General features: G+C 68.5%; 20 protein-coding genes and 1 tRNA gene. 4 read left to right on the forward strand and 17 right to left on the reverse strand.

All coding sequences use genetic code 11. From position 1 onward, the window contains the following. Window positions 1-69 precede the first annotated feature (69 nt). The gene (locus BJF87_RS04720; protein ID WP_006358537.1) at window positions 70-324 is read right to left on the reverse strand and encodes a glutaredoxin family protein; all 255 of its coding nucleotides are present in this window, start codon (window positions 322-324) and stop codon (window positions 70-72) included. A 174-nt stretch (window positions 325-498) separates the two neighbouring features. Between BJF87_RS04720 and BJF87_RS04725 the strand changes: the two genes are divergently transcribed. Beyond that, window positions 499-1,671: an HAD family phosphatase gene (locus BJF87_RS04725; RefSeq protein ID WP_006358536.1), complete on the forward strand. Its 1,173-nt coding sequence runs from the start codon at window positions 499-501 to the stop codon at window positions 1,669-1,671. Window positions 1,672-1,734: 63 nt separating this feature from the next. After that, complete coding sequence (locus tag BJF87_RS04730) at window positions 1,735-4,104, forward strand: transketolase-like TK C-terminal-containing protein (protein ID WP_006358535.1); 2,370 nt, start codon at window positions 1,735-1,737, stop codon at window positions 4,102-4,104. Between the two features lie 6 nt (window positions 4,105-4,110). Here the strand turns inward: BJF87_RS04730 and BJF87_RS04735 are convergent, their stop codons facing one another. The 10 genes from BJF87_RS04735 to BJF87_RS04780 form a co-directional block, all read right to left on the reverse strand. Continuing rightward, on the reverse strand, window positions 4,111-5,274 hold the full coding sequence (locus BJF87_RS04735) for a zinc-binding dehydrogenase (RefSeq protein ID WP_035751761.1): 1,164 nt from the start codon (window positions 5,272-5,274) through the stop codon (window positions 4,111-4,113). A 66-nt stretch (window positions 5,275-5,340) separates the two neighbouring features. Continuing rightward, window positions 5,341-6,336, reverse strand: a complete 996-nt coding sequence (locus tag BJF87_RS04740) for a lysophospholipid acyltransferase family protein (RefSeq protein WP_006358533.1) — start codon at window positions 6,334-6,336, stop codon at window positions 5,341-5,343. Between the two features lie 518 nt (window positions 6,337-6,854). Beyond that, window positions 6,855-7,907, reverse strand: coding sequence for an NAD-dependent epimerase/dehydratase family protein (locus BJF87_RS04745; RefSeq protein WP_006358532.1), 1,053 nt, complete (start codon window positions 7,905-7,907; stop codon window positions 6,855-6,857). 110 nt (window positions 7,908-8,017) lie between these two features. After that, entirely contained in the window at window positions 8,018-8,119 is a 102-nt protein-coding gene (locus BJF87_RS04750) for a 30S ribosomal protein bS22 (protein WP_003402602.1), read from the reverse strand. 314 nt (window positions 8,120-8,433) lie between these two features. Then, a complete protein-coding gene (locus tag BJF87_RS04755; protein WP_006358531.1) occupies window positions 8,434-8,667 on the reverse strand; it encodes a helix-turn-helix domain-containing protein in 234 nt (77 codons plus the stop codon). A 188-nt stretch (window positions 8,668-8,855) separates the two neighbouring features. Then, window positions 8,856-9,716 (reverse strand): pyrroline-5-carboxylate reductase, encoded by an 861-nt coding sequence (proC, locus tag BJF87_RS04760; RefSeq protein WP_035751763.1) that lies wholly within the window; start codon window positions 9,714-9,716, stop codon window positions 8,856-8,858. A 6-nt stretch (window positions 9,717-9,722) separates the two neighbouring features. Further along, on the reverse strand, window positions 9,723-10,610 hold the full coding sequence (locus tag BJF87_RS04765; RefSeq protein WP_006358529.1) for a thioesterase family protein: 888 nt from the start codon (window positions 10,608-10,610) through the stop codon (window positions 9,723-9,725). 64 nt (window positions 10,611-10,674) lie between these two features. After that, window positions 10,675-11,583 (reverse strand): sugar phosphate isomerase/epimerase, encoded by a 909-nt coding sequence (locus BJF87_RS04770; protein WP_006358528.1) that lies wholly within the window; start codon window positions 11,581-11,583, stop codon window positions 10,675-10,677. After that, entirely contained in the window at window positions 11,580-13,367 is a 1,788-nt protein-coding gene (locus BJF87_RS04775) for a hypothetical protein (RefSeq protein ID WP_006358527.1), read from the reverse strand. The genes BJF87_RS04770 and BJF87_RS04775 overlap by 4 nt, the downstream gene beginning before the upstream one ends. A gap of 131 nt (window positions 13,368-13,498) precedes the next feature. Beyond that, window positions 13,499-14,476, reverse strand: a complete 978-nt coding sequence (locus BJF87_RS04780; protein WP_187346464.1) for a Ppx/GppA phosphatase family protein — start codon at window positions 14,474-14,476, stop codon at window positions 13,499-13,501. 55 nt (window positions 14,477-14,531) lie between these two features. Between BJF87_RS04780 and BJF87_RS04785 the strand changes: the two genes are divergently transcribed. Then, window positions 14,532-15,392 carry a hypothetical protein gene (locus tag BJF87_RS04785; RefSeq protein WP_035752078.1) on the forward strand — a complete coding sequence of 287 codons (861 nt, stop codon included), beginning with the start codon at window positions 14,532-14,534 and terminating at the stop codon, window positions 15,390-15,392. A 30-nt stretch (window positions 15,393-15,422) separates the two neighbouring features. Here BJF87_RS04785 and BJF87_RS04790 read toward each other — a convergent pair whose 3' ends face one another. From BJF87_RS04790 to BJF87_RS04805, 4 genes are all read right to left on the reverse strand, one after another. Continuing rightward, window positions 15,423-16,109 (reverse strand): response regulator transcription factor, encoded by a 687-nt coding sequence (locus tag BJF87_RS04790; RefSeq protein ID WP_006358524.1) that lies wholly within the window; start codon window positions 16,107-16,109, stop codon window positions 15,423-15,425. Then, window positions 16,106-17,464: a cell wall metabolism sensor histidine kinase WalK gene (locus tag BJF87_RS04795; RefSeq protein WP_006358523.1), complete on the reverse strand. Its 1,359-nt coding sequence runs from the start codon at window positions 17,462-17,464 to the stop codon at window positions 16,106-16,108. The genes BJF87_RS04790 and BJF87_RS04795 overlap by 4 nt, the downstream gene beginning before the upstream one ends. Before the next feature lie 139 nt (window positions 17,465-17,603). Beyond that, the gene (locus BJF87_RS04800) at window positions 17,604-17,924 is read right to left on the reverse strand and encodes a GNAT family N-acetyltransferase (RefSeq protein WP_006358522.1); all 321 of its coding nucleotides are present in this window, start codon (window positions 17,922-17,924) and stop codon (window positions 17,604-17,606) included. A 99-nt stretch (window positions 17,925-18,023) separates the two neighbouring features. Further along, window positions 18,024-18,770, reverse strand: coding sequence for a phosphoglyceromutase (locus tag BJF87_RS04805; protein ID WP_006358521.1), 747 nt, complete (start codon window positions 18,768-18,770; stop codon window positions 18,024-18,026). A 112-nt stretch (window positions 18,771-18,882) separates the two neighbouring features. Here BJF87_RS04805 and BJF87_RS04810 point away from each other — a divergent pair, with 112 nt between their 5' ends. Continuing rightward, the gene (locus tag BJF87_RS04810) at window positions 18,883-20,328 is read left to right on the forward strand and encodes an APC family permease (protein WP_075862739.1); all 1,446 of its coding nucleotides are present in this window, start codon (window positions 18,883-18,885) and stop codon (window positions 20,326-20,328) included. Window positions 20,329-20,394: 66 nt separating this feature from the next. Here the strand turns inward: BJF87_RS04810 and BJF87_RS04815 are convergent. Together BJF87_RS04815 and BJF87_RS04820 are read right to left on the reverse strand one after the other, a co-directional pair. Continuing rightward, window positions 20,395-20,471 (reverse strand) — tRNA-Met (locus BJF87_RS04815). A gap of 79 nt (window positions 20,472-20,550) precedes the next feature. Then, on the reverse strand, window positions 20,551-20,702 hold a 152-nt coding region (locus BJF87_RS04820; protein ID WP_139319417.1), incomplete at its 5' end, for an AMP-binding enzyme.

Raw genomic sequence — 20,702 nt, forward strand, 5'->3', positions numbered from 1 at the left:
CATGATTCGCGGAGCTGTGTTAAGCACCACCGTTTCTCCGCGATGGCGGATCGGGGCCGGACCGCCGGTTCAGCCCTGACGCGTGAGGTCGGCACGCAGCCGGGGCTCGTCGACCTCCCAGTAGCTGTGCTCGTCACCCTCGAGCAACACCACCGGCAGCCGGTCCCCGAACTCCGCACGGATCTCGGGACGGCCGTCGGCCGCGGCCCGGTCGACGTCGACCTCGGTGAACTCCACCCCCAGCTCGCCACAGATCCGCGTCAGGTCACGACGGGCGGTCGCGCACATCTGGCATCCCTCACGGGTCAGCAGTTCCACGGTCATGAGGTCCATACTCGCAGCGCTCCGCTCCCCCGCCGACGCGACCCCGGCCCGGTGACGAGAACCACGGCCCGGGCGCGCCGCAACGGCCCCGCGGCGACGCTGATCGTCGTGGGTGGCCGCTAGGCTGGACCGCGCAGGCAGTGCTGGCGCCAGACGCGACGTGGGAGGTGGGCAGTGGGCAACACCCCGGGCCCGGGAGACGAACGACCCGACAACTCGTCCGACACCCCTGTGCCCGGCGCATCCAGTCCCGAAACCCCCGCGGCGCGAAGCTCCGCACCGGCCGACTCCGGCGCCACCCCGCTCGACACCGGCGACGACTGGGAGTCGCAGGCAGCACGCATCGAGTTCGACGACGACTTCGACGAGGACGCCGAACTCCACGACATCGCCGCCGACGACGAGACCCACCGGGTCACCACGTGGATCTCCCAGCGGGCCAGCGCGGCGACCGGCCGTTTCCGCCAGACCGCCCACGAACTCCGTCAGACCCTCGCCGGCGAGGCGAGCGCGAAAGCCGCCGTCGACTCGCTCCGGCTGCGCGAACCGTCCGACATCGAGCCCGGCGAACCCCCGCGCGATCTGACCGCGGCCGCCTTCTTCGACGTCGACAACACCCTCGTCCAGGGCGCGTCGATCGTGCACTTCGCTCGAGGCCTCGCCGCCCGCAAGTACTTCACCTACGGCGACATCATGGATTTCGCGTGGACCCAGGCCAAGTTCCGGATCACCGGCAAGGAAAACGCCCGCGACGTCGCCGAGGGCAGGGAGAAGGCGCTCTCGTTCATCGCCGGACGCCAGACCTCGGAGCTCGCCGAACTCGGCGAGGAGATCTTCGACGACTACATCGCGGACAAGATCTGGCCGGGCACGCGCGCTCTCGCGCAACGCCACCTCGACGCCGGTCAGCAGGTGTGGCTGGTGACCGCGACGCCGGTCGAACTCGCGCAGACCATCGCCGACCGTCTCGGACTCACGGGTGCGTTGGGCACGGTCGCCGAAAGCGTCGACGGCGTGTTCACCGGGCGTCTCGTCGGCGACATCCTGCACGGGCCCGGCAAGGCCCACGCGGTGCGCGCACTCGCCATCCGTGAGGGCCTCAACCTCAAACGCTGTACCGCGTACTCGGATTCGCACAACGACGTCCCGATGCTGTCGCTCGTGGGCAAGGCCGTCGCCATCAACCCCGACACCGACCTGCGCGACGTCGCCAAGGTCCGCGGATGGGAGATGTACGACTTCCGGACAGCGCGCAAGGCGGCGAAGTACGGTGCCGGTACCGCCATCGTGCTGGGCGCCGCCGGCGGCGGTGCCGCGGCCGCCGCACGGCTCCTACGACACCGCTGACCCCGGCGCCTCGTCGCGACGTCGGTGACCGCCCGGAGAGACCCCATCCCGGAGAGGACCACCATGACGGACGAGACCCTCACCGATCCCGGACCCGGAGCAGGCGCGACCGCCACACCCGATCCGCTGCGCACGATCGAGCAGCGCGTGCTCTGGCTGTCGACGTCGATGATCCACCACGCCAACCGGGTTCGGCCGAACCCGTCGGGCCTGAAGGTCGGCGGGCACCAGGCGTCGTGCGCCTCGATGGTGTCGATCATGACGTCGCTGTGGTTCTCGCAACTGCGGCCGGGTGATCGGGTCTCGGTCAAACCCCATGCGTCACCGGTCCTGCACGGCATCAACTACCTGCTCGGCGGTCTCGACGAGTCGTATCTGACGACGCTGCGGCAGTTCGGCGGACTCCAGTCGTATCCGAGCCGCACGAAAGACCCCGACGCGGTGGACTATTCGACCGGGTCGGTGGGAATCGGTGCGACCGCGCCCATCTGGGGTGCGGTGGCACGCCGCTATCTCGACACGACGGTCGGCGGCCCCGATGCGGTTGCCGCCGACCGGCGTTCGCCCACGGTGCTCGCCCGGCAGTACTCGCTCGTCGGCGACGCCGAACTGGACGAGGGCGCGGTCTGGGAGGCGATCCTCGACCCCTCCGTGGCCGAGCTCGGCGAGATCGTCTGGATCGTCGACCTCAACCGGCAGTCCCTGGACCGGGTCGTCCCCAACATCGCCGCCGGACGCCTGGAGGCCATGTTCGCCGCCGCCGGGTGGCAGGTGATCATGGTGAAGTTCGGCCGGCTGCTGGAGGATCTGTTCGCGCGGACGGGCGGGTCCGCGCTGCGTTCGCGCATCCTCGACATGCCCAACCCCGAATATCAACGCCTGCTGCGGTGCGACGCCGGCGAGGTCCGCGAACGCCTGCCGGGATCGGGTCCCGACTCGGACGCCGTCGCCGCGCTCATCGCCGAGGTCGACGACGAGACCCTCCTCGAGGCCATCCGCAACCTCGGTGGCCACGACCTCGACGCCCTGGTCGGCGCCTACGAGCAGATCGACGACACCCGTCCGACGGTCATCCTCGCCTACACCATCAAGGGCAACGGACTGCCGATCGAGGGCCACCCGCAGAACCACTCGTCGCTGCTCACCGTCGAACAGTACGACGAGCTGGCGGCGTCGCTTGGGCTCGACCCGAGCCATCCGTGGGGACGGTTCGACGAGGACACCGACGAGGGCCGGCTGTGTGCCGCGACGGCCGAGCGACTTCGGCGCGAACCCGTCGCGCCCACGGCACCGCCCGCGGTCCCGACCGACACCGGGAAGACACCGTCGGGAACGTCGACAACGCAAGCCGCACTGGGCCGTACGCTCCTCGCCCTGTCCCGGGAGGCTCCCGAGGCCTCCGCCCGGGTCGTCACCGTGAGCCCCGACGTCAGCTCGACGACCAATCTCGCCGGCTGGCTGAACAAGGTCGGGGTGTGGTCGCCGAACGAACGCCGCGACTGGTTCGCCGACGACGCGGAGACGATCATGCACTGGCGGGAACGACCGACCGGCCAGCACATGGAACTCGGTATCGCCGAGACGAACCTGGCCGGACTGATCGGCGAGCTCGGCGCCACCTGGAGTCGTTGGGGCGAACCGCTGTTCCCGATCGGCGTGCTCTACGACCCGTTCGTGGAGCGCACACTCGAGCCGTGGTCCTACGGCATCTACGCCGGCGGCCAGTCGATCCTGGTGGGTACCCCGTCCGGCGTCACGCTGGCAGCGGAAGGCGGAGCGCACCAATCGATCACGACACCGTCGATCGGCCTGGAACAACCCGGGTGCGTCAGCTACGAACCTGCCTTCGCGATCGACGTCGAGTGGACGCTGCTGGCGTGCATCGGCCGGCTCGGACGCCCCGACGGGACCTCGTCGTACCTGCGGCTGTCGACGCGGCCGGTCGACCAGCGACTCGCCGCGGTCCCCGACGACCCGGCCGCCCGTGAACGCCGCCGCCGTCAGGTGGTGGCCGGCGGATACCTGTTGCGTCGCAGCGAATCCCCGCAGGTCACGCTGGTCGGGATGGGTGCGGTCAGCACGGAGACACTGGCCGCCGCCGACCGCCTGGCGGATCAGGGCGTCGCCGCCGACGTCGTCTGCGTGACGAGCCCCGGACTGATCTTCGAGGCGCTACAGGCCCGACGCGGGCTCGCCGAGGCCGCGTCGTGGATTCTCGACCAGGTGTTCCCGCCCGGGCGCGCGGCACCGATGGTCACCGTCCTCGACGGACATCCGCACACCCTCGCCTTCCTGACCGGCATCAACAACGTGCCGGGTGCGGCGCTCGGGGTCAGCCGGTTCGGTCAGGTCGGCTCGCTCGAGGACGTGTATCGCCTCCACGGCATCGACGCCGATTCGATCGTCCGCGCCGCCCTCGACCTCGCGACCTGATCCTGTTCAGAGCGAGGCGACCTCACTCATCGGGTCGATCAGCACCTTCGCGTGGTGGGCGGCCGACCCGAGCGCATCGAACGCCGGCGCGACCCCTTCGAGTCCGACCGTCGCAGTGATCATCGGCGCGACGTCGACCTTGCCCGCGGCGATCATCTGCAGCGTCTCGTGGAATTCGGCCGGGTCGTAGACGAACACGAATCGCAGTTCGATCTCCTTGTTGAGCGCCATCGCCGGGCGGAACGTGTCCGGTTCCATGCACACACCGACCACGACGACACGTGAGCGGAACGGGGCGTTGGACACGATGTGCTCGATCATGCCGGGGGTGCCCACGCATTCGAAGATCACCGGCCCCTTCGGCGTCGCGCCGAGCCGATCGGCGATCCGGAACAGGGAGTTCCACGGGGCCAACGGAATTCGACGCAGGGTGTGCATGGCATCGAATGCGGTGCCGAGCAGGTCCTGCGCGGCGGTGACGTATTTCCCCTCCTGCGCACACCGGTCGAACGGCGACTCCACGGCCGGGTCGACGACGATGTCGGCGCCGACGCGGCCGGCCAGCGCCCGGCGTCCCTCGGACAGGTCGCTCGCGATCACGGTGCGCACGCCCGACGCCTTGAGCATGGCGATGACCGCGAGGCCGATGGGCCCGCACCCGATCACCACGGCGACATCGCGCCGGCCGACCTCGCCGCGTCGGACCGCGTGATGGGCGACGGAAAGGGGTTCGGTGAGGGCGGCGTGGTCGACCGACAGCCCGTCGGGGATCTCGAAGGTCATGTCCTCCGACACCAGCACGAACTGCGCGTAGGCGCCCGGGGCCGACGCCGTCAGGCCGGTCAGGTGCGCCTCGTCGCCGTGGCGGATCATCGGCACCGCCACCACCGGCGTCCCCGGCGCCCACAGCTTGCGGCATCCGGGACCGTAGGACACCACCTCGCCGGCGAACTCGTGACCCATGACGACCGACTGGTCGGACCGCATGAACGCGTCGTAACCGACCTCGCCGGACACATCGGCGGTCGCATCGCAGTGCACGCGGGCGTGGAGGTCGGAACCGCAGATGCCCGCCCGCAGAACACGCAGGAGAACCTGCCCGGTTTCCGGTACGGGGGTGGGGACGTCCTGGACGGTCAGCTCACCGGCTCGACACACGACTGCACGCATGCCTCAATGGGTAGCAGCCGACGGGCGCTGCGTCAGCTGAAATGCGGGGTCAGCCGAAATGCGGGGTCAGCCGAAGTAGACACTTCCGCGGCGGCTCAGCATCCGGAACAGGGTCTGCTGAATCTCTTCGCGTACATGGTCGGTGAGGTCGAAGACCACCATCGGGTCGTCCGCCGACGACTCGTCGTAGGAACCGGTCTCGATCGGGCGGCCGAAGTGGATGTGCCACTTCGACGGCAACGGCACCATGCCCAGGGGCCCGAGCCACGGGAACAGTGGCGTGATCGGGAAGTACGGCAGGCCGAGCACCTTGGCGAGCGGCTTGAGGTCGGCGAGCATCGGATAGATCTCCTCCGAGCCCACGATCGACACCGGGATGATCGGCGCCGCGTTGCGCAGCGCGGTCGTCACGAAGCCGCCCCGGCCGAACCGTTGCAGCTTGTACCGGTCCTTGTAGAGCTTGCCGATGCCCTTGAACCCTTCCGGCCATACGGCGGTGAGTTCACCGGCGCGCAGGAGTCGGTCGGCGTCGTTGTTGCAGGCGAGCGTCGCGCCGATACGCCGCGCGACCTCGCTGATGCCCGGTGAGTCGAAGGCCATGTCGGCGGCGAGGACACGTAGATACCGATTGTCGGGATGGTTGTCGCGGACGGCCAGCGAGGTGATGATCGCGTCGACCGGAATGGTGCCGGCGTGGTTGGCAACGAGCAGCGCACCGCCCTCGAGGGGCAGATTCTCGATACCGGTGACCTCGACGCGGAACCACTTCTCGTAGACCTGGCGGAGCGCCGGAAACCACACCGATTCGGTGAAATGGGGGTCGAATCCGAACTCGTCGACCTCGTACTCGCCCGCCATCCGTTCGCGGATGAAACCCGCGGTGGAGGTCAGGGTGTCGGCGACGGCGTTCCGGATGCCCCCGAGACTGAACAGCGGGCTCGACTTGGACGGGCCGCGGTGCTCGACACCGAGCGCCTCATCCGACAGCGCGATCTCGTTGCTGATCGGGGTCACCCGCGCGGGCGAGCGGCCGAATCCATCGGTGTTGGGATGGCCGAGCATCGAATCACCTTGCATGACACCGGTATTCGTGCGCTGTCCCGGAACCTGCTGGCTCGGATGTCGACGGCGCCCCGAATCACGTGCACCGCGGCGATCCGCAGAGGCGTCCGGACCCGACGGTGACGCGTAGAGCTGTATGACCTTGGCGGTACGTGCATCCGTCGCTCCGCTACCTGGCAAGGCGCTCACCCCTTGTTCTTGTCCCGTGGATCGTCCGTGTCGGTGAACCCCCCGCTCGACGTCTGAACCGGGGTGCCTGAACTACTGGCCGTCGTTCCGTCACAAGCCATCCCCCCAGGCCGGCAGACGTAACGCTGCGTCGTCGATGACATGAAACGAGAACCCGGGAACGACCCGCGATCTCCCCGTGTGATCGTCAGCATGTTCCCGAAGTCTCACCCGTCGCCCGCGGTGGAGTGATTCCCCCGCGCGCGATGTGGGTCTGGCGACCAAGTCTAGAGGTTGCACCGACGTTGCGCACGTCGACGGCCACACCTCGCACCAATCTCATCCACAACTCACTGGAGTTGATGTGCGGCCGAGACGACACGCTGCTCCAGAGCCCGCCAGACGTCGGTCCCGATCACCGGCGTCACGCCGCTGCGTTTCACGAAGTCATCCAGGGTTTCCATGGTCGTGTACCGCGGCACGAAACCCAACTCGGTGCGCATCCTGGTGGTGTCCAGCACCCTGCCGTAGGTGAGGAACTCGGTCTGCGAGGAACGGAGCTTCGCCGAGCGCAGGTCCTGGAACACTCCGGCGATCGGCGCGAGGAGACCACTCGGCACCGGCAGTTCGACGTGCCCGACCCGCCGGATGGCCTGCGACAACGTCACCACACCCTCACCGGAGAGGTTGAACGTGCCGGGCTTGCCGGCGAGGGTCACGTGCTCCATCGCCGCGAGTGCGTCCTCCTCGTGGAGGAACTGCAGGCGCGGCTGGTATCCGATGACCGTCGGGACGACCGGCGCCGACAGGTACGAACCCATGCGCGTGGTGATCCGCGGTCCGAGCATCGCCTGTGGGCGCACGATCGTGATGTCGATGTCCGGGCGGCGGCGTCCGAGTCCGCGGACGTAGCCCTCGACGTCGAGGAGGTCGCGGCCGTAACCCCGCTTGGGCTCGCGGCGTGCGCGGGTCTCCTCGGAGAAGTGCGACGGGTCGTGTGCACTGGAGCCGTAGACCATCCCGGTCGACCGAAGTACGAGCCGCTTCACCGACGGCGTCCGCTGGCAGGCCGCACAGACCTGCATCGCGCCGACCACGTTGAACTCCTTGATGGCCGCCGAGTGCGGGGCGGTGTCGGCGATCGACGTCGCGGCGTGGACCACCGTGTCGACCTCGTACGACACCAGCGCCTTTGCGATGGTGGGTCGCCGGATGTCCAGACGCAGGAACTCCGCACGCCCCATCCGGCGCAGGAGGTCCTTGCGCGGCACCCGGGAGTCCACGGCCAGCACACGTTCGATCTGCGGATTGGCCGCGAGCCTTGCGACAAGGTACCCGCCGAGAAAAGTCGACGCCCCGGTCACCAGGACGACCCGGGGCAGCACTGCGGAGGATTCGGCCATGGCGTCGAGGCTAACGTCATCGGCCCGTTTCAGCCCGTCGAGGGCCCCGGATCGGGTCCATCAAACAGCAAAAGGACCCGCCGAGGCGGGTCCTGGTGCCATGAGAGTGCTTATTTGCCGAGTTTGCGGCGCTGCACCCGGGTTCGACGCAGCAGCTTGCGGTGCTTCTTCTTCGACATGCGCTTGCGGCGCTTCTTGATCACTGAACCCATGGGGGCGCTTCCTCACGATTGACACTGATGTACTTGACCGACCCTGGCCTGCACTCGATCGGCTTCGTCAGTGGTCGTCGACTGGCGTCGACTACCCGGCTCGAGGAGCTCACCGGTACATCCAGGTACGCGACCACTGAGCCTACCGGGCGGTGTATCGGATCAGGAAATCGCGGTGGCCGAAATGACCACCGGGACGGTCTGCCGGCCCGGGTGAACACCCGCACCAGACACAGCACTCCCGGGGCGGCCGTGCGGCCACCCTCGGGAGTGCTGGGTAGAACTGCTGATCGGCGCGTCAGCCGAGACCGAACCTAGCCGGCGTCGAAGTACGACGTCTCCAGGTAGTCGTGCACCGCTTTCGCGTGCACACGGAACGAGCGTCCGACCCGAACCGCGGGCAGTTCGCCGTTGTGGACGAGACGGTAAACGGTCATCTTCGAAACGCGCATCAGCGACGCAACTTCGGCGACGGTGAGGAACTGCGACGCAGAGGTCGCGTTGCTCACCGAGGCCGCCCTGTCACCAGGAGTGTCTGCAGGTGCCATTGATCACTCATACCTCCGGTGCACGCGTCGCGGCCGCAGGCTTCCCCTCCTGCGGACATCAGACACGCACGTGCTTAAAGCAGCTTAGCGTGGCAGATGTGAAAAAAGCGACGTGAGGGACCGTGATTTCTGAGATTCCTGGGACTCGACCCCAACATGCTGGGGTTTAGCGGCCTGTCGACCACAACTCATGGGGTGTCGGACACCGCGTGTCCCGCCGCCAAACCCTCGACTTCCACTCGACGTCCGCCGCGGGCGCTGGCGGCCGCACAGGCGCGTGTGGCCTGGTAGACGGCGTGCCGCAGGCCGTTCGCCTCGAATTCCCGGATCGCCTCCGCGGTCGTGCCGCCCGGTGAGGTCACCGCGGCCCGCAGATCGACCGGTGACATCCCGGAATCACTCAGCAGGACCCCGGCGCCACGGATGGTCTGGATCGTCATCTCCGACGCCTGTGCGCGGGTCAGACCCAGACCGACGCCGGCGTCGATCATCGCCTCGGCGAGCAGGAAGACGTAGGCGGGACCGGACCCGGACACGGCGGTGACCGCGTCCATCTGCTTCTCGGGCACCACGGCCACCCGGCCGACGGTCTTGAGGATGTTGACGACGGCGCGCAACTGCTCATCGCCGACGTAGCGTCCGGCTGAGACCGCGGACATCGCCTCGTTGACCAGCATCGGCGTGTTCGGCATGACGCGGATGACCGGCGAACCCGCCTGTAGCGCACTCTCGTAGCGGGCCAGCGGGATGCCGGCGACGAGGGTCACGGTCACGCGCTCGGTCTGCGCGTTGTCCTCGGCCGAGGCCAGCTCCCGCAGCACCGAGTCGACGGCATCCGGCTTGACGGCGAGGAATACGTACTGCGCGGATTCGGCGGCCGTCTTCACGTCGGTCACCAGGACCCCGTATTCGTCGGCGATCTCGGACGCGCGGGATTCGAGCTTCTCCGCGACGACGAGATCCTTCGTCGGGGTTCCGGCGCCGATCAGGCCGGCCAGGAGCGCCTCCCCGATCTTGCCTCCACCGATGATGGCGATGCGTTCGGTCACGAATGTCTACCTTCCTGCGGGAATGAGTGCCAGCTGACGCGACTGGGCGACAACTGTCCCGGTCGAGTCCACCACGAGATGATCCTCTTCGAACATTCCGGGCCCGACCTCGGTACTCGTCGCGGCGAACCGCAGCCATCCCGGCGCGGGATGCCGACGCACGTAGGTGGTCAGCTGCACGGTCGGCGCCCAGCCGAACATCGCGAGGTTGAAGACCACCGGCGGCGAGATGTCGCACACCAGGACCGCGAAGTACTCGTCGGGATCGAGGCCCTTCGGACGAATCCACCCGCGCACGAGCGGCTCACCGGTCTCGCCGCGGACCATCGGGAACGTCTCGGCGTCGAGGACCAGGTCGACCGCCGCACCGAGATGGTTGATCTCGGCGATCGGCGAACCGTCCAGCGAGATCCCGGTCGACGGGGGTTCGGCGGGCGTGCCGTCGAGCACGTTGGGGCCGGAGTGATGCGGGGTCCCGGAGTCGGGGCGGGCCATCGTCACCGACGAGGACACGACCGTGCGACCCTGCTGGACCGCGTCGACCTGGAGGACCGTGACGGTCCGGCCGCGTTTGCGCACGGAGATCGCGAGGTCGACGTCGGCGGCGTCGGGTGCGGTGAGGTAGTCGCTGGCGATGGCGACCGGGATCATCGCGGCCGCCGCGTCGGCGGCCTTCGTGTCGCCGTCCTTCGTGTCGCCGTCCGGTCCCGGGGCCGGGGTGAGGGCGGTCAGTGCGGTGCGCGCCGCCTTCGCCACCACCATCTGCAGGCTTCCGCCGTGCACCTTGGGTCCGATGGTGAAGGTCTCGTCGATGTGCGCTCGCAAGGTGATGGAGTCGGGACCACCGCGCTCCACCTCGGTCAGCGCCAGTACCTCGGTGATCTTGCTGGTCATCGTCCCGCTTTCGTCGTGCCGACCCCGACGCCGGCGGAAGACCGGGACGCGACGATCTCCGGGGTCAGGTGTCGAGCCGGCCGGCGCTCTCGGGGTGCAGCTCCCGTTTGAGATGCTGCCGCGCAAAATCTAGCGAACGCGCGAGCAGTGCACTGCGTTCGGGCTTGGTGCGTGCGCTGCCCGTGGTGACCTCCAGCACGACCGCACCGGCGAAGTCGCTCTCCGCGATTCGACGACACACCTCGGCGCACGGTTGTCCGCCGTCACCGGGGATGAGGTGTTCGTCGGTGGCGGCGCCGTGACCGTCCGCGAGATGCAGATGGTTGAGGTTCGGTCCCATGCGATCGAGCAGGTCGAGGGCGTCTACACCGGCCGTCGCGGTGTGCGACAGGTCGAGCGTGTAGTTCGAGTACCCGTCGTCGGTGGGGTCGATCGACTTGCCGAACGCCGAGGCGGCGAGACCGGGCCCACCGCCACGTTTCTGGAGGCGGCGTACGGATGGCTCGCGCGAGCCGAAGAAGCGGTCCGCCCGCATCGGGAACATGTTCTCCACGGCGATGGCGACGCCGCTGTCGTCCTCGAGCTCGCCGACGAGGTCGTCGAAGGCCGACACGTAGCCGCGCTGCCAGCGGAACGGTGGGTGCACCACGACGGTCGACGCGCCGAGGTCCTCGGCCGCCTGCACCGATCGTGCGAGCTTCACGACCGGGTCGCGGCCCCACACCCGCTGGGTGATCAACAGGCACGGGGCATGGATGGACAGCACCGGCACCTGGTAGTGGTCCGACAGGTATCCCACGCGTCGGATGTCCTGGCTGACCGGGTCGCCCCAGACCATCAGCTCGACACCGTCGTAGCCGAGGTCCGCGGCGTAGGCGAAGGCCGCCTCGGTGTTCTGCGGATAGACCGAGGCGGTCGACAGACCGATGGGTATCTCCGGTCTGGGGAGCGGAGGCGTCCCGGGCGTCGTCACGTGGCCAGGAGTACCAGTGGACCGATGGTCACCAGCAGGCCGACCCCCAACGCGAGCAGCGTCGTGGTCAGGTCCTTGGTGCGCCGCACCACGTGCGACAGCGTGACGATCCCGAAGATCACCAGGACCGCGAGGACCAGCGCGAAGTACGGGTTCCAGCGCCACAGTTCGGTGAAGCCCCAGAACAGACCGATACCGACGACCAGACCTACGACCGCCTGACCGAAGATCAGGAGCCACGCGGCGGCCGGTGACCTCTCGTCCTCGGTGTCGGCTTCCCTGGTCTCGGCTTCCCTGGTCTCGGCTTCCCTGGTCTCGGCTTCGTCGGTCTCGGCTTCGTCGGCCTCACCGACGCTGACCGCGGGCTTCGCGGCCTCCTCCAGCTCAGGCGGCGTCGTACCGGCGATGGTGGCGGTGTCCTCCGCCGGCCCGTCGGCGACACCGCCGGGGGTCTCGTCGAGGTCGGCGGTCTCCGCGAGGCGGGCGGTGTCGGGCTTGTCGACGGGCTCGGGTTCCGCGGCCGGCTCGGGAGTCTCGCGAGGCTGGTCGTCCTCCTCGTCGACGACCGGCGCCGACCATGCCTCGGTGTCGTACCACTGGGCCGACGCCTGCCATGCCTCTGTCTCGTCGGTCTCTGCGGGCCGGGTCTCCTCGACGCGGGTGTCCCCCGCTGCCGCCTCGTCGTGGGCGGCGTCCCCCGGGGACGCGATCGGCTCGATGATCTCGGTCGGGTTCTCGTCGTCACGTGCCCGTGCTGCGGCAGCTCGTGCGCGACCACCCGGCGCGGACGACGTCGCGGAGACCGTGCCGGGCGTCGAGGCGGCGACCGAAGCGGCTGTTCCCGCGGCGGCGCCGGCCGCTTTGCGGCTGAACAGCTTGCGTGCGAGCCCGCCGAGCGCCTTGGCGCCCTTCTTCGGCCCACTCGTACCGGCCGCCGGCCGGGCACCGGTGTCGGTGTCGCCCTCCACGTCGGCGAAGTTGCGGTAGGCATCGAAGTCCATGACGTCGGAGAACCCGCCGTCGGCCCGCTCGCGCGGATCGGAACCCGAGTCGACCTCGTTGAGGTCATAGGTCACCACATCGTCGGATTCGACGACGACGAGACCCTCGTCGGAACCTTCCACGACCGGGATGATGCCGGTGACCGCGTTCGCCGACTCCTCGTCGACGGGTTCCGAGTCGCGCGGCGGGCTCATGCGCCGGGCGACGGAATCCGAGCTGAAGTCACGGGTGGCCGGCGGTGCCTCGCCGTAACCGGGCATACCGCTGGCGTTGCGACCGGACGATGCGAACGGCCGGTCCGGGCGGGACCGGTCGGCGACCGGGCGGTCGTCGGCGGCGCGACGCGCGACGGGGTTCCCCGACCGCGGGAACGGACCGCTCGGGCTCTCGGTCCTCGCCGACGATTCGGGTGCGGAAGGTTCCGATGCGGACGGTTCCGGGGTCGATGCGGTCTCGGCCGGCTCGGCCTCCGGCTGCTCGACCTCGGCGGTCTTCGCCTGGGGCGCTTCGACCTCGGACGCCTCCACCACTGCGGGTTCGGTCTGCGCGGACGCGTTCTCGTCCGCAGAAGCGGGTTTCTCGTCGGCCTGCGTGGCGGGCGCGTCGGTGATCTTCGGGATCTCGCCGGTCAGTTCGGACACCGAGACCGAGCCGTCGCGACCTGCGCGTCGCCGCCCGCGACCGTCACGCCGCGTGGGCGTCGTGCCGCCGGCCGCCTGCGACCGGGCGAGTAGTTCCGATACCGAAATGGGTCGAGATTCGGGTTCCGAATCCTTCGACATGAAGTGGCTCTCCGTCCTCGAACGTCACCGGATGCCGGTCGAGCGCATCCGCTTGGGTACCTCTCGGCGCTCGTGGACGCACCGTCGACCGTCTCCCCCATCCCGCGCGCCCGTGGGCGTCGCAGACCGGATCAGCCGACGCCGCCCCGGGCGCCAGTCGTCTGTGAGGGCTCGAACGAGTCGGCTGGTTCCGCATCGAGTCGACGCAAGATAACACCCTCCCGCAGAGCCCACGGACAGATTTCCAGTGTATCGACTTGGAGGGCCCGCATAGCCGCCTCCGCCACGAGCGCGCCGGCGACCAGCTGACCGGCACGATCGGCGCTGACGCCTTCCAGTTCGGCGCGGTCGGAGCGGGTCATGCGGGAGATGAAGGAGATGAGCTGACGGAGTCCGCTCGTCGTCAGCTCGCGCCGGACACGGGGGCCCGCGCTCGACGGTGCCGCGCCGGTCAGGCGGGCGAGGCTGCGGAAGGTCTTCGAGGTGCCGACACACAGGTCGGGTGCGCCGGGCGCGAGGAGCTCCCTGGCGGGGGCGCGCAGTTCCGCGTCGAGCCAGTCCCGCAGCACACCGATCCGACGCCGGTCCGGCGGGTCGTCGGGCAACCAGTCGCGGGTGAGTCGTCCGGCGCCGAGCGGCAGCGACAGCGCGACGTCGGGTTCCTCGTCGACGCCGTTGGACATCTCCAGCGAACCGCCGCCGATGTCGAGGGCGAGGATGCGTCCCGCGCTCCACCCGCGCCAGCGTCGGACGGCGAGTGAGGTGAGCCGCGCCTCGTCGCGCCCGGACAGGACCGTGATACGCACCCCGGTGCGCTGCTCGACCTCGTCGAGCAGATCGTCGGAGTTGGTGGCGTCGCGGACCGCCGACGTTGCGAAAGCCATCATCTGCTCGCATCCGGAGGTGCCGGCGATGTGGGTGAACTCCGTGACGGAGTCGATCAGCTTGGACACCGCCTTGTCGCTCATCCGCCCGTCGGCGTCGATCTGTTCGGCGAGGCGCAGAACGGCCTTGGTCGAACTCATGGGCGTCGGGTGGCCACCGCGATGGGCGTCGACCACCAGGAGGTGAACAGTGTTGCTGCCCACGTCCAGAACTCCTAAGCGCACGCGTCAACGGTAGTGCAGGCTCCGTGTCGGCACGATCCCGGCTACCGTTGTGGTCGTGACCGCACTCTCGCCGTCCGCGCCACGAATCACGCCCGCCCCGGAGGTCGAACTCGACTTTCCGCGTGAATGGTACGAATTCGTCGATCCGGCCGATCCCGAACACTTCATCAGAGCTGACCTCACCTGGCTGCTGTCGCACTGGACGTGCGTCTTCGGCACCCCGGCCTGCCAGGGCATCCTGCCCGGACGCGAGACCGACGGCTGCTGCAGCCACGGCGCCTACCTGTCCGACTCCGACGATCGGGAACGTCTCGCCCACGGCGTCTCCATGCTCACCCCGGAGGACTGGCAGTTCTACAAGAAGGGCTCGGGCAAGAACCCGCTCGGCCCCAAGGGGTATCTCGAGGAGGGCGACCTCGACGACGAGCCGGCGCTCAAGACGCGACTCCACAAGGGCGCGTGCATCTTTCTGAATCGTCCGGGCTTCGAGGGCGGCGTCGGATGCGCACTGCATTCGATGGCCCTGCGCAAGGGACTCGAACCGCTGACCGTCAAGCCCGACGTGTGCTGGCAGCTGCCGGTGCGCCGTGAGCAGGACTGGGTGGAACGGCCCGACGGCACCCAGATCCTGCAGACCACGATCACCGAGTTCGACCGTCGCGGATGGGGCGAGGGCGGCCACGACCTCAAGTGGTACTGCTCGGGTTCACCCGACGCCCACGTCGGCGCGAAGCAGGTGTGGGAGTCCTATGCGCCCGAGCTGACCGAGCTCCTCGGCGCCCCCGCCTACGAGGCACTCGCGGCCGCCTGCCGGCGCCGTAAGGGTCTGGGGCTCATCGCCGTTCACCCGGCGACCACCGCCGCAACCGCACGCCGCGAGACCGACGTCAAATACGAGCTGCAGCCGCCGGAGTGAGCCGGGTGCGCGGGAGACCGCGCACCCGTTTCAGGCCTCGATCTTGTACCCGAGACCGCGGACCGTGATGAGGTGTTTGGGGCTGGCCGGGTCCGGCTCGATCTTGGAGCGCAGGCGTTTGACGTGCACGTCGAGGGTCTTGGTGTCGCCGACGTAGTCCGCTCCCCAGACCCGGTCGATCAGCTGCCCGCGGGTCAGCACGCGGCCGGCATTGCGCAGGAGATACTCGAGAAGATCGAACTCCTTGAGCGGCAACGTGATCGGCTCGCCGTTGACCGCCACGGTGTGTCGTTCCACGTCCATCCGGACCGGGCCCGCCTCGACGACACCGAGATCGAGGTCGTCGTCGCCGGCGTCCGCCCCGCGGCGCAGGACCGCCCGGATGCGGGCGATGAGCTCCCGCGCCGAATACGGCTTGGTCACGTAGTCGTCGGCGCCCAGCTCCAGTCCGACGACCTTGTCGATCTCGGTGTCCCGGGCAGTCACCATGATCACCGGCACGTTCGACCGGGCACGCAGGGCCTTGCAGATCTCCGTCCCCGACATCCCGGGGAGCATCAGATCGAGAAGGACGATGTCGGGGCTGACGCGGTCGAAGGCGGGCAACGCCTGGGCACCGTCGTTGACGATGCTGGCCTCGAACCCCTCCTTGCGCAGCAGAAAGGCCAGCGGATCGGCCAGCGATTCCTCGTCCTCGACGATCAGCACGTGGGTCAACTCTCGGATTCCTTGTCGTCAGCGGACCAGCCCACGTCGGACAGGTCCTCGGGGATACACAAAGTGAAGGTGGAGCCCGTACCGGGTTCGCTCCACAGATTGATCGTGCCGCCGTGGTTGGCGGCCACGTGTTTGACGATCGCCAGGCCCAGACCGGTGCCACCGGTCATCCGCGACCTCGCCTGGTCGACCCGGAAGAAGCGCTCGAAGACACGCTGCTGGTCGGCGCGGGCGATGCCGATACCGCGGTCGGTGACGGCGATCGCCACCATGGGACGGCCGTCGATCCGGATGATGCGTCGGCTGATCGAGACGACGGTGTCGGCGGGCGAGTAGGCGATGGCGTTCGAGATGAGGTTGTTCAGGGCAGTCAACAGCAGCAGCCGGTCGCCGCGGATCGTCGCGCCCAGCGGATCGTCGGAACGCAGTTCGATCGACGCCGCCTCGGCGGTGAGCGTCGCCGCGGCGAGGGCGTCGTCGACCAGTTCGTCGACGTCGATCGGGGTGAACTCGGGGGTGTCGCCGTCCTGCAGGCGCGACAGCGCGAGCAGCTCACTCACCAGCCTGCCCATACGTTTGGTCTCCCCCACAACCCGCTGGCCGAAGTGCTGGACCGATTCGACGTCGTCGGACGATTCCAGGAGAGCCTCGGCGAGCAGCCCGATCGCGCCGACCGGTGTCTTGAGTTCGTGCGACACGTTCGCCACGAAGTCGCGGCGGGTGGCCTCGAGACGCTTGTGTTCGGTGTCGTCGAGGCCGTAGACCACGGCGTACCGCTCGTCGTCCTGCGCCACCACCTTGGCCAGGCAGCGCACATGTTCGACGGTCGGCCGCGGGGTGCGGCCGGTGGAGACGAAGCCGAGGGTCGAGGTGGGTGGACTGAACTCGAAGTTCTGCTCGACGCCGGTGTCGAGGACGTCCTTGACGGCATCCCAGACGGGGTCGGCGAGCAACATGTCGCGGACGATCCCCAGTTCGACAGCCCGGTGATTGAACATCACGACGTCGCGGAACTCGTCGACCACCGCAACGGCGGTCGACGAGTTGCGAACGACCATGCTCAGCAGGCCGGCCTTGGTCATCCGGCCGTCGGCGGTCGTCGACGCGACATCGGAATCGCGGATCTCGGCCGAGGCGGGCACAGCCCTCGGGACCTGCGCGCGGTCGGTGGCCGGGACGGGCAGGGCCGCGGCGCCGGAGGCGTCGGATTGCATGGACGTGCTACCCCGGCCGAACAAGGAGCCGAGCGAGAAGCGTCGGGGCCACCGGGAGGCGCCGAGACAGCGACCCAGGATGACTCCGAGGATGAGCGCGAGTACGAACGCGATCGTCGCGGCTGAGATTGCGGCGGTCACAGGCCCAGCTTACGGCGGAACCAACGCGAGTTGCACACGTGTCGCAGCTGTTGGGCAGCTGTTCACGTGCCGTTCGCCGAAGGCCTTGCGGCCGCCGGGTCGGACCGTCGGCGGGTGGAGCCCACGCCGGCGGCGCGGATCACTGGGGGACCGGCACCGCCATGTCGGCGAACTCCGGATGGAGCTGGATGAAACGCTGTACATACGAGCAGACCGGCACGACCTGCTTGCCACTCGCCCGGATGTCCTCGAGGACGAACCGAACCAGTTGTCCCGCATAGCCGTGCCCGCTGTATTGCTCGCGGATCACTGTGTGCGTGAGCACGACCTGATACGGCTCGGAGACATAGTCGAGGTACCCGACCACCTCGTCCTCGCCGAAGGAATCGGAGGCGAGCATCGCCTCATACCGTTCCCGAGCAGGTGAATGATCGATCCGCAGGGTGCCCACATCCGCCATAGCGTCTAATGTAGCGCGCGTCACACCCAAGAAGCTATGACGATTATGTTACGCGCTCACCGCCCGGCGTCTGCGGGCGGCGAAGGCGTGTCGGAGAGGCTACTTCTGGCCCTGGGCCGCCACCGCGGCCGCGCCGGCCGCGGCCGCCTCGGGGTCGAGGTAGGTGCCGCCCGGGTTCAGAGGCTTGAGGTTCTCGTCGAGGTCGTACCGCAGCGGGTTGCCGGTGGGGATGTTCAGACCCGCGATGTCCTCGTCGGAGATGCCGTCGAGGTACTTGACGAGCGCCCGGAGCGAGTTGCCGTGGGCGGCGACGAGCACGGTCTTGCCTGCCTGGATGTCGGCGGCGATCGTCTCGGTGAAGTACGGGATCATCCGCGCCACGACGTCCTTGAGGCACTCGGTCAGCGGCACCTCGTCGAGGTCGGCGTAGCGCGGGTCGCCGACCTGGCTGTACTCGGCGTCGGGCTCGATGGCCGGCGGCGGGGTGTCGTAGCTGCGACGCCACAGCATGAACTGCTCCTGGCCGTACTTCTCCAGGGTGTCGGCCTTGTCGAGGCCCTGGAGCGCACCGTAGTGACGCTCGTTCAGACGCCAATCGCGGACCACCGGGATCCAGTGGCGGTCGGCGGTGTCGAGAGCGATCTGCGCCGTCGAGATGGCGCGTCGCAGCAGCGAGGTGTACAGGACGTCGGGCAGCAGATCGTGCTCGACGAGCAGCTCACCGGCCCGTACGGCCTCGGCCTTGCCCTTGTCCGTGAGCGCCACGTCCACCCATCCGGTGAACTGGTTGGACGCATTCCATTCGCTCTCGCCGTGACGCATCAGGATCAGGGTGCCGTTGCTCATGGGCGATAGTTTCGCACAGTCGCGCCGAGGCCTCTTCCCACCGCCCGGCCATTTGACGTCCGACGCCTCCATTCGCCCGGCGACCCCCACATCCGAGGTCTAGCGTTGTCGCATGACAGCCAGCACGAACGCCGGCGAGACCGGCAAGAATGCGGAACAGCAGCCCGAACTCAAACGCGTACTGGGTTGGAAGCTGCTGCTCCTGTTCATCGTCGGCGACATCCTCGGCACCGGCGTCTATGCGCTGACCGGCCAGGTGGCCGGCGAGGTCGGGGGCGCGGCGTGGCTGCCGTTCCTCATCGCCTTCGCCGTTGCGACGCTCACCGCGTTCTCCTACCTCGAACTGGTGACCAAGTACCCGCAGGCCGCCGGGGCAGCGCTCTACGTGCACAAGGCCTTCGGCATCCACTTCATCACCTTCATCGTGCTGTTCACGGTGATGTGCTCGGGCATCACGTCGGCGACCACGGCCTCCCGCGCGTTCGCGGTGAACATGCTGACCGCGTTCCGCGGCGAGTCCCCCGACGCCACGAACCCCGCCCTGTACGCGGTGGCCGTCGGTTTCCTGCTGCTCGTCATGTTCATCAACTTCCGCGGCGTCGCCGAGGGCGTCGGCACCAACGTCGTCCTGACCCTCGTGGAGCTGACCGGTCTGCTGCTCGTGCTGTTCATCGGCTACTGGTTCATCGTCGGCGGCAACGCCGAGCACTGGGATGCGGTGGTGGCCTTCGAGAGTCCCGACGACAAGAACGTCTTCATCGCGGTGACGGCCGCGACCTCGTTGGCCTTCTTCGCTCTTGTCGGCTTCGAGGACTCGGTGAACATGGCCGAGGAGTGCAAGGAGCCGACCCGCATCTTCCCGAAGGTCATGCTGAGCGGCCTGGGTATCACCGCCGCGATCTACGTCCTCATCGCGATCTGCGCGGTGGCGATCGTGCCCGTCGGCGTGCTGGCCGAGAGCGAGACCCCGCTCGTCGACGTCGTCCAGGCCGCGGCACCGAACTTCCCGATGTCGGATCTGCTGCCGTGGATCTCGATGTTCGCGGTCGCCAACACCGCCCTGATCAACATGATGATGGCGAGTCGTCTGCTCTACGGCATGGCCAGACGAGGCGTGCTGCCCAAATTCCTGTCGTATGTGCACCCGGGACGCCGGACCCCGTTCGCGGCGGTCATCTTCACCACGGTCATCGCGCTGTTGCTGCTCACCTACGTGAGCTCCGACCCGAAGAGCTCCATCGTCGGACTCCTCGGCGGCACCACTGCACTGCTGCTGCTCGCGGTGTTCACGGTCGTCAACGTATCGGTGCTGGTGCTCCGCCGGGACACGGTGGAGCACAAGCACTTCCGCACCTCGACACCGGTCGCCGTGCTCGGTGCCGTCACGTGCGGATACCTCACCCTGCCGGTCACCGGCCGCGATCCCGAGCAGTATGTGATCGCCGGCTGGCTGTTGCTGATCGGCGTACTCCTGTGGGCGCTGACCTATTGGTGGAACAGACGCGCCGGCGACCATGCGATCAGCTACGACGAGGTGCCGCCGCATCAGATGAGCTGAGGCCCGCTCGAGTAGGACGGAAATGAATCGACCCCCACCGGGTGATCACCTGGTGGGGGTCGTTTCTGGTAGCGGGGACAGGATTTGAACCTGCGACCTCTGGGTTATGAGCCCAGCGAGCTACCGAGCTGCTCCACCCCGCGTTGCAAGGAGCAACACTATCCGCGGGGTGCGGCCTGCACCAAATCGGCAGCTCGGACGGGCCCCGTCCCGTGGCCGGACCTACTTGCGCAGGTCCTTGCGCAGGATCTTGCCCGACGCCGACTTCGGGATCGCCTCGATGAACTCCACCGCACGAACCTTCTTGTGCGGGGCCACCTTCGACGCCACGAACTCCATCACCTCGTCGGCGGTGAGCTCGGCCTCGGGCTGCC

The organism is Gordonia sp. CNJ-863 (assembly GCF_001942325.1).
In the GTDB taxonomy this organism is placed as follows: domain Bacteria; phylum Actinomycetota; class Actinomycetes; order Mycobacteriales; family Mycobacteriaceae; genus Gordonia; species Gordonia alkanivorans.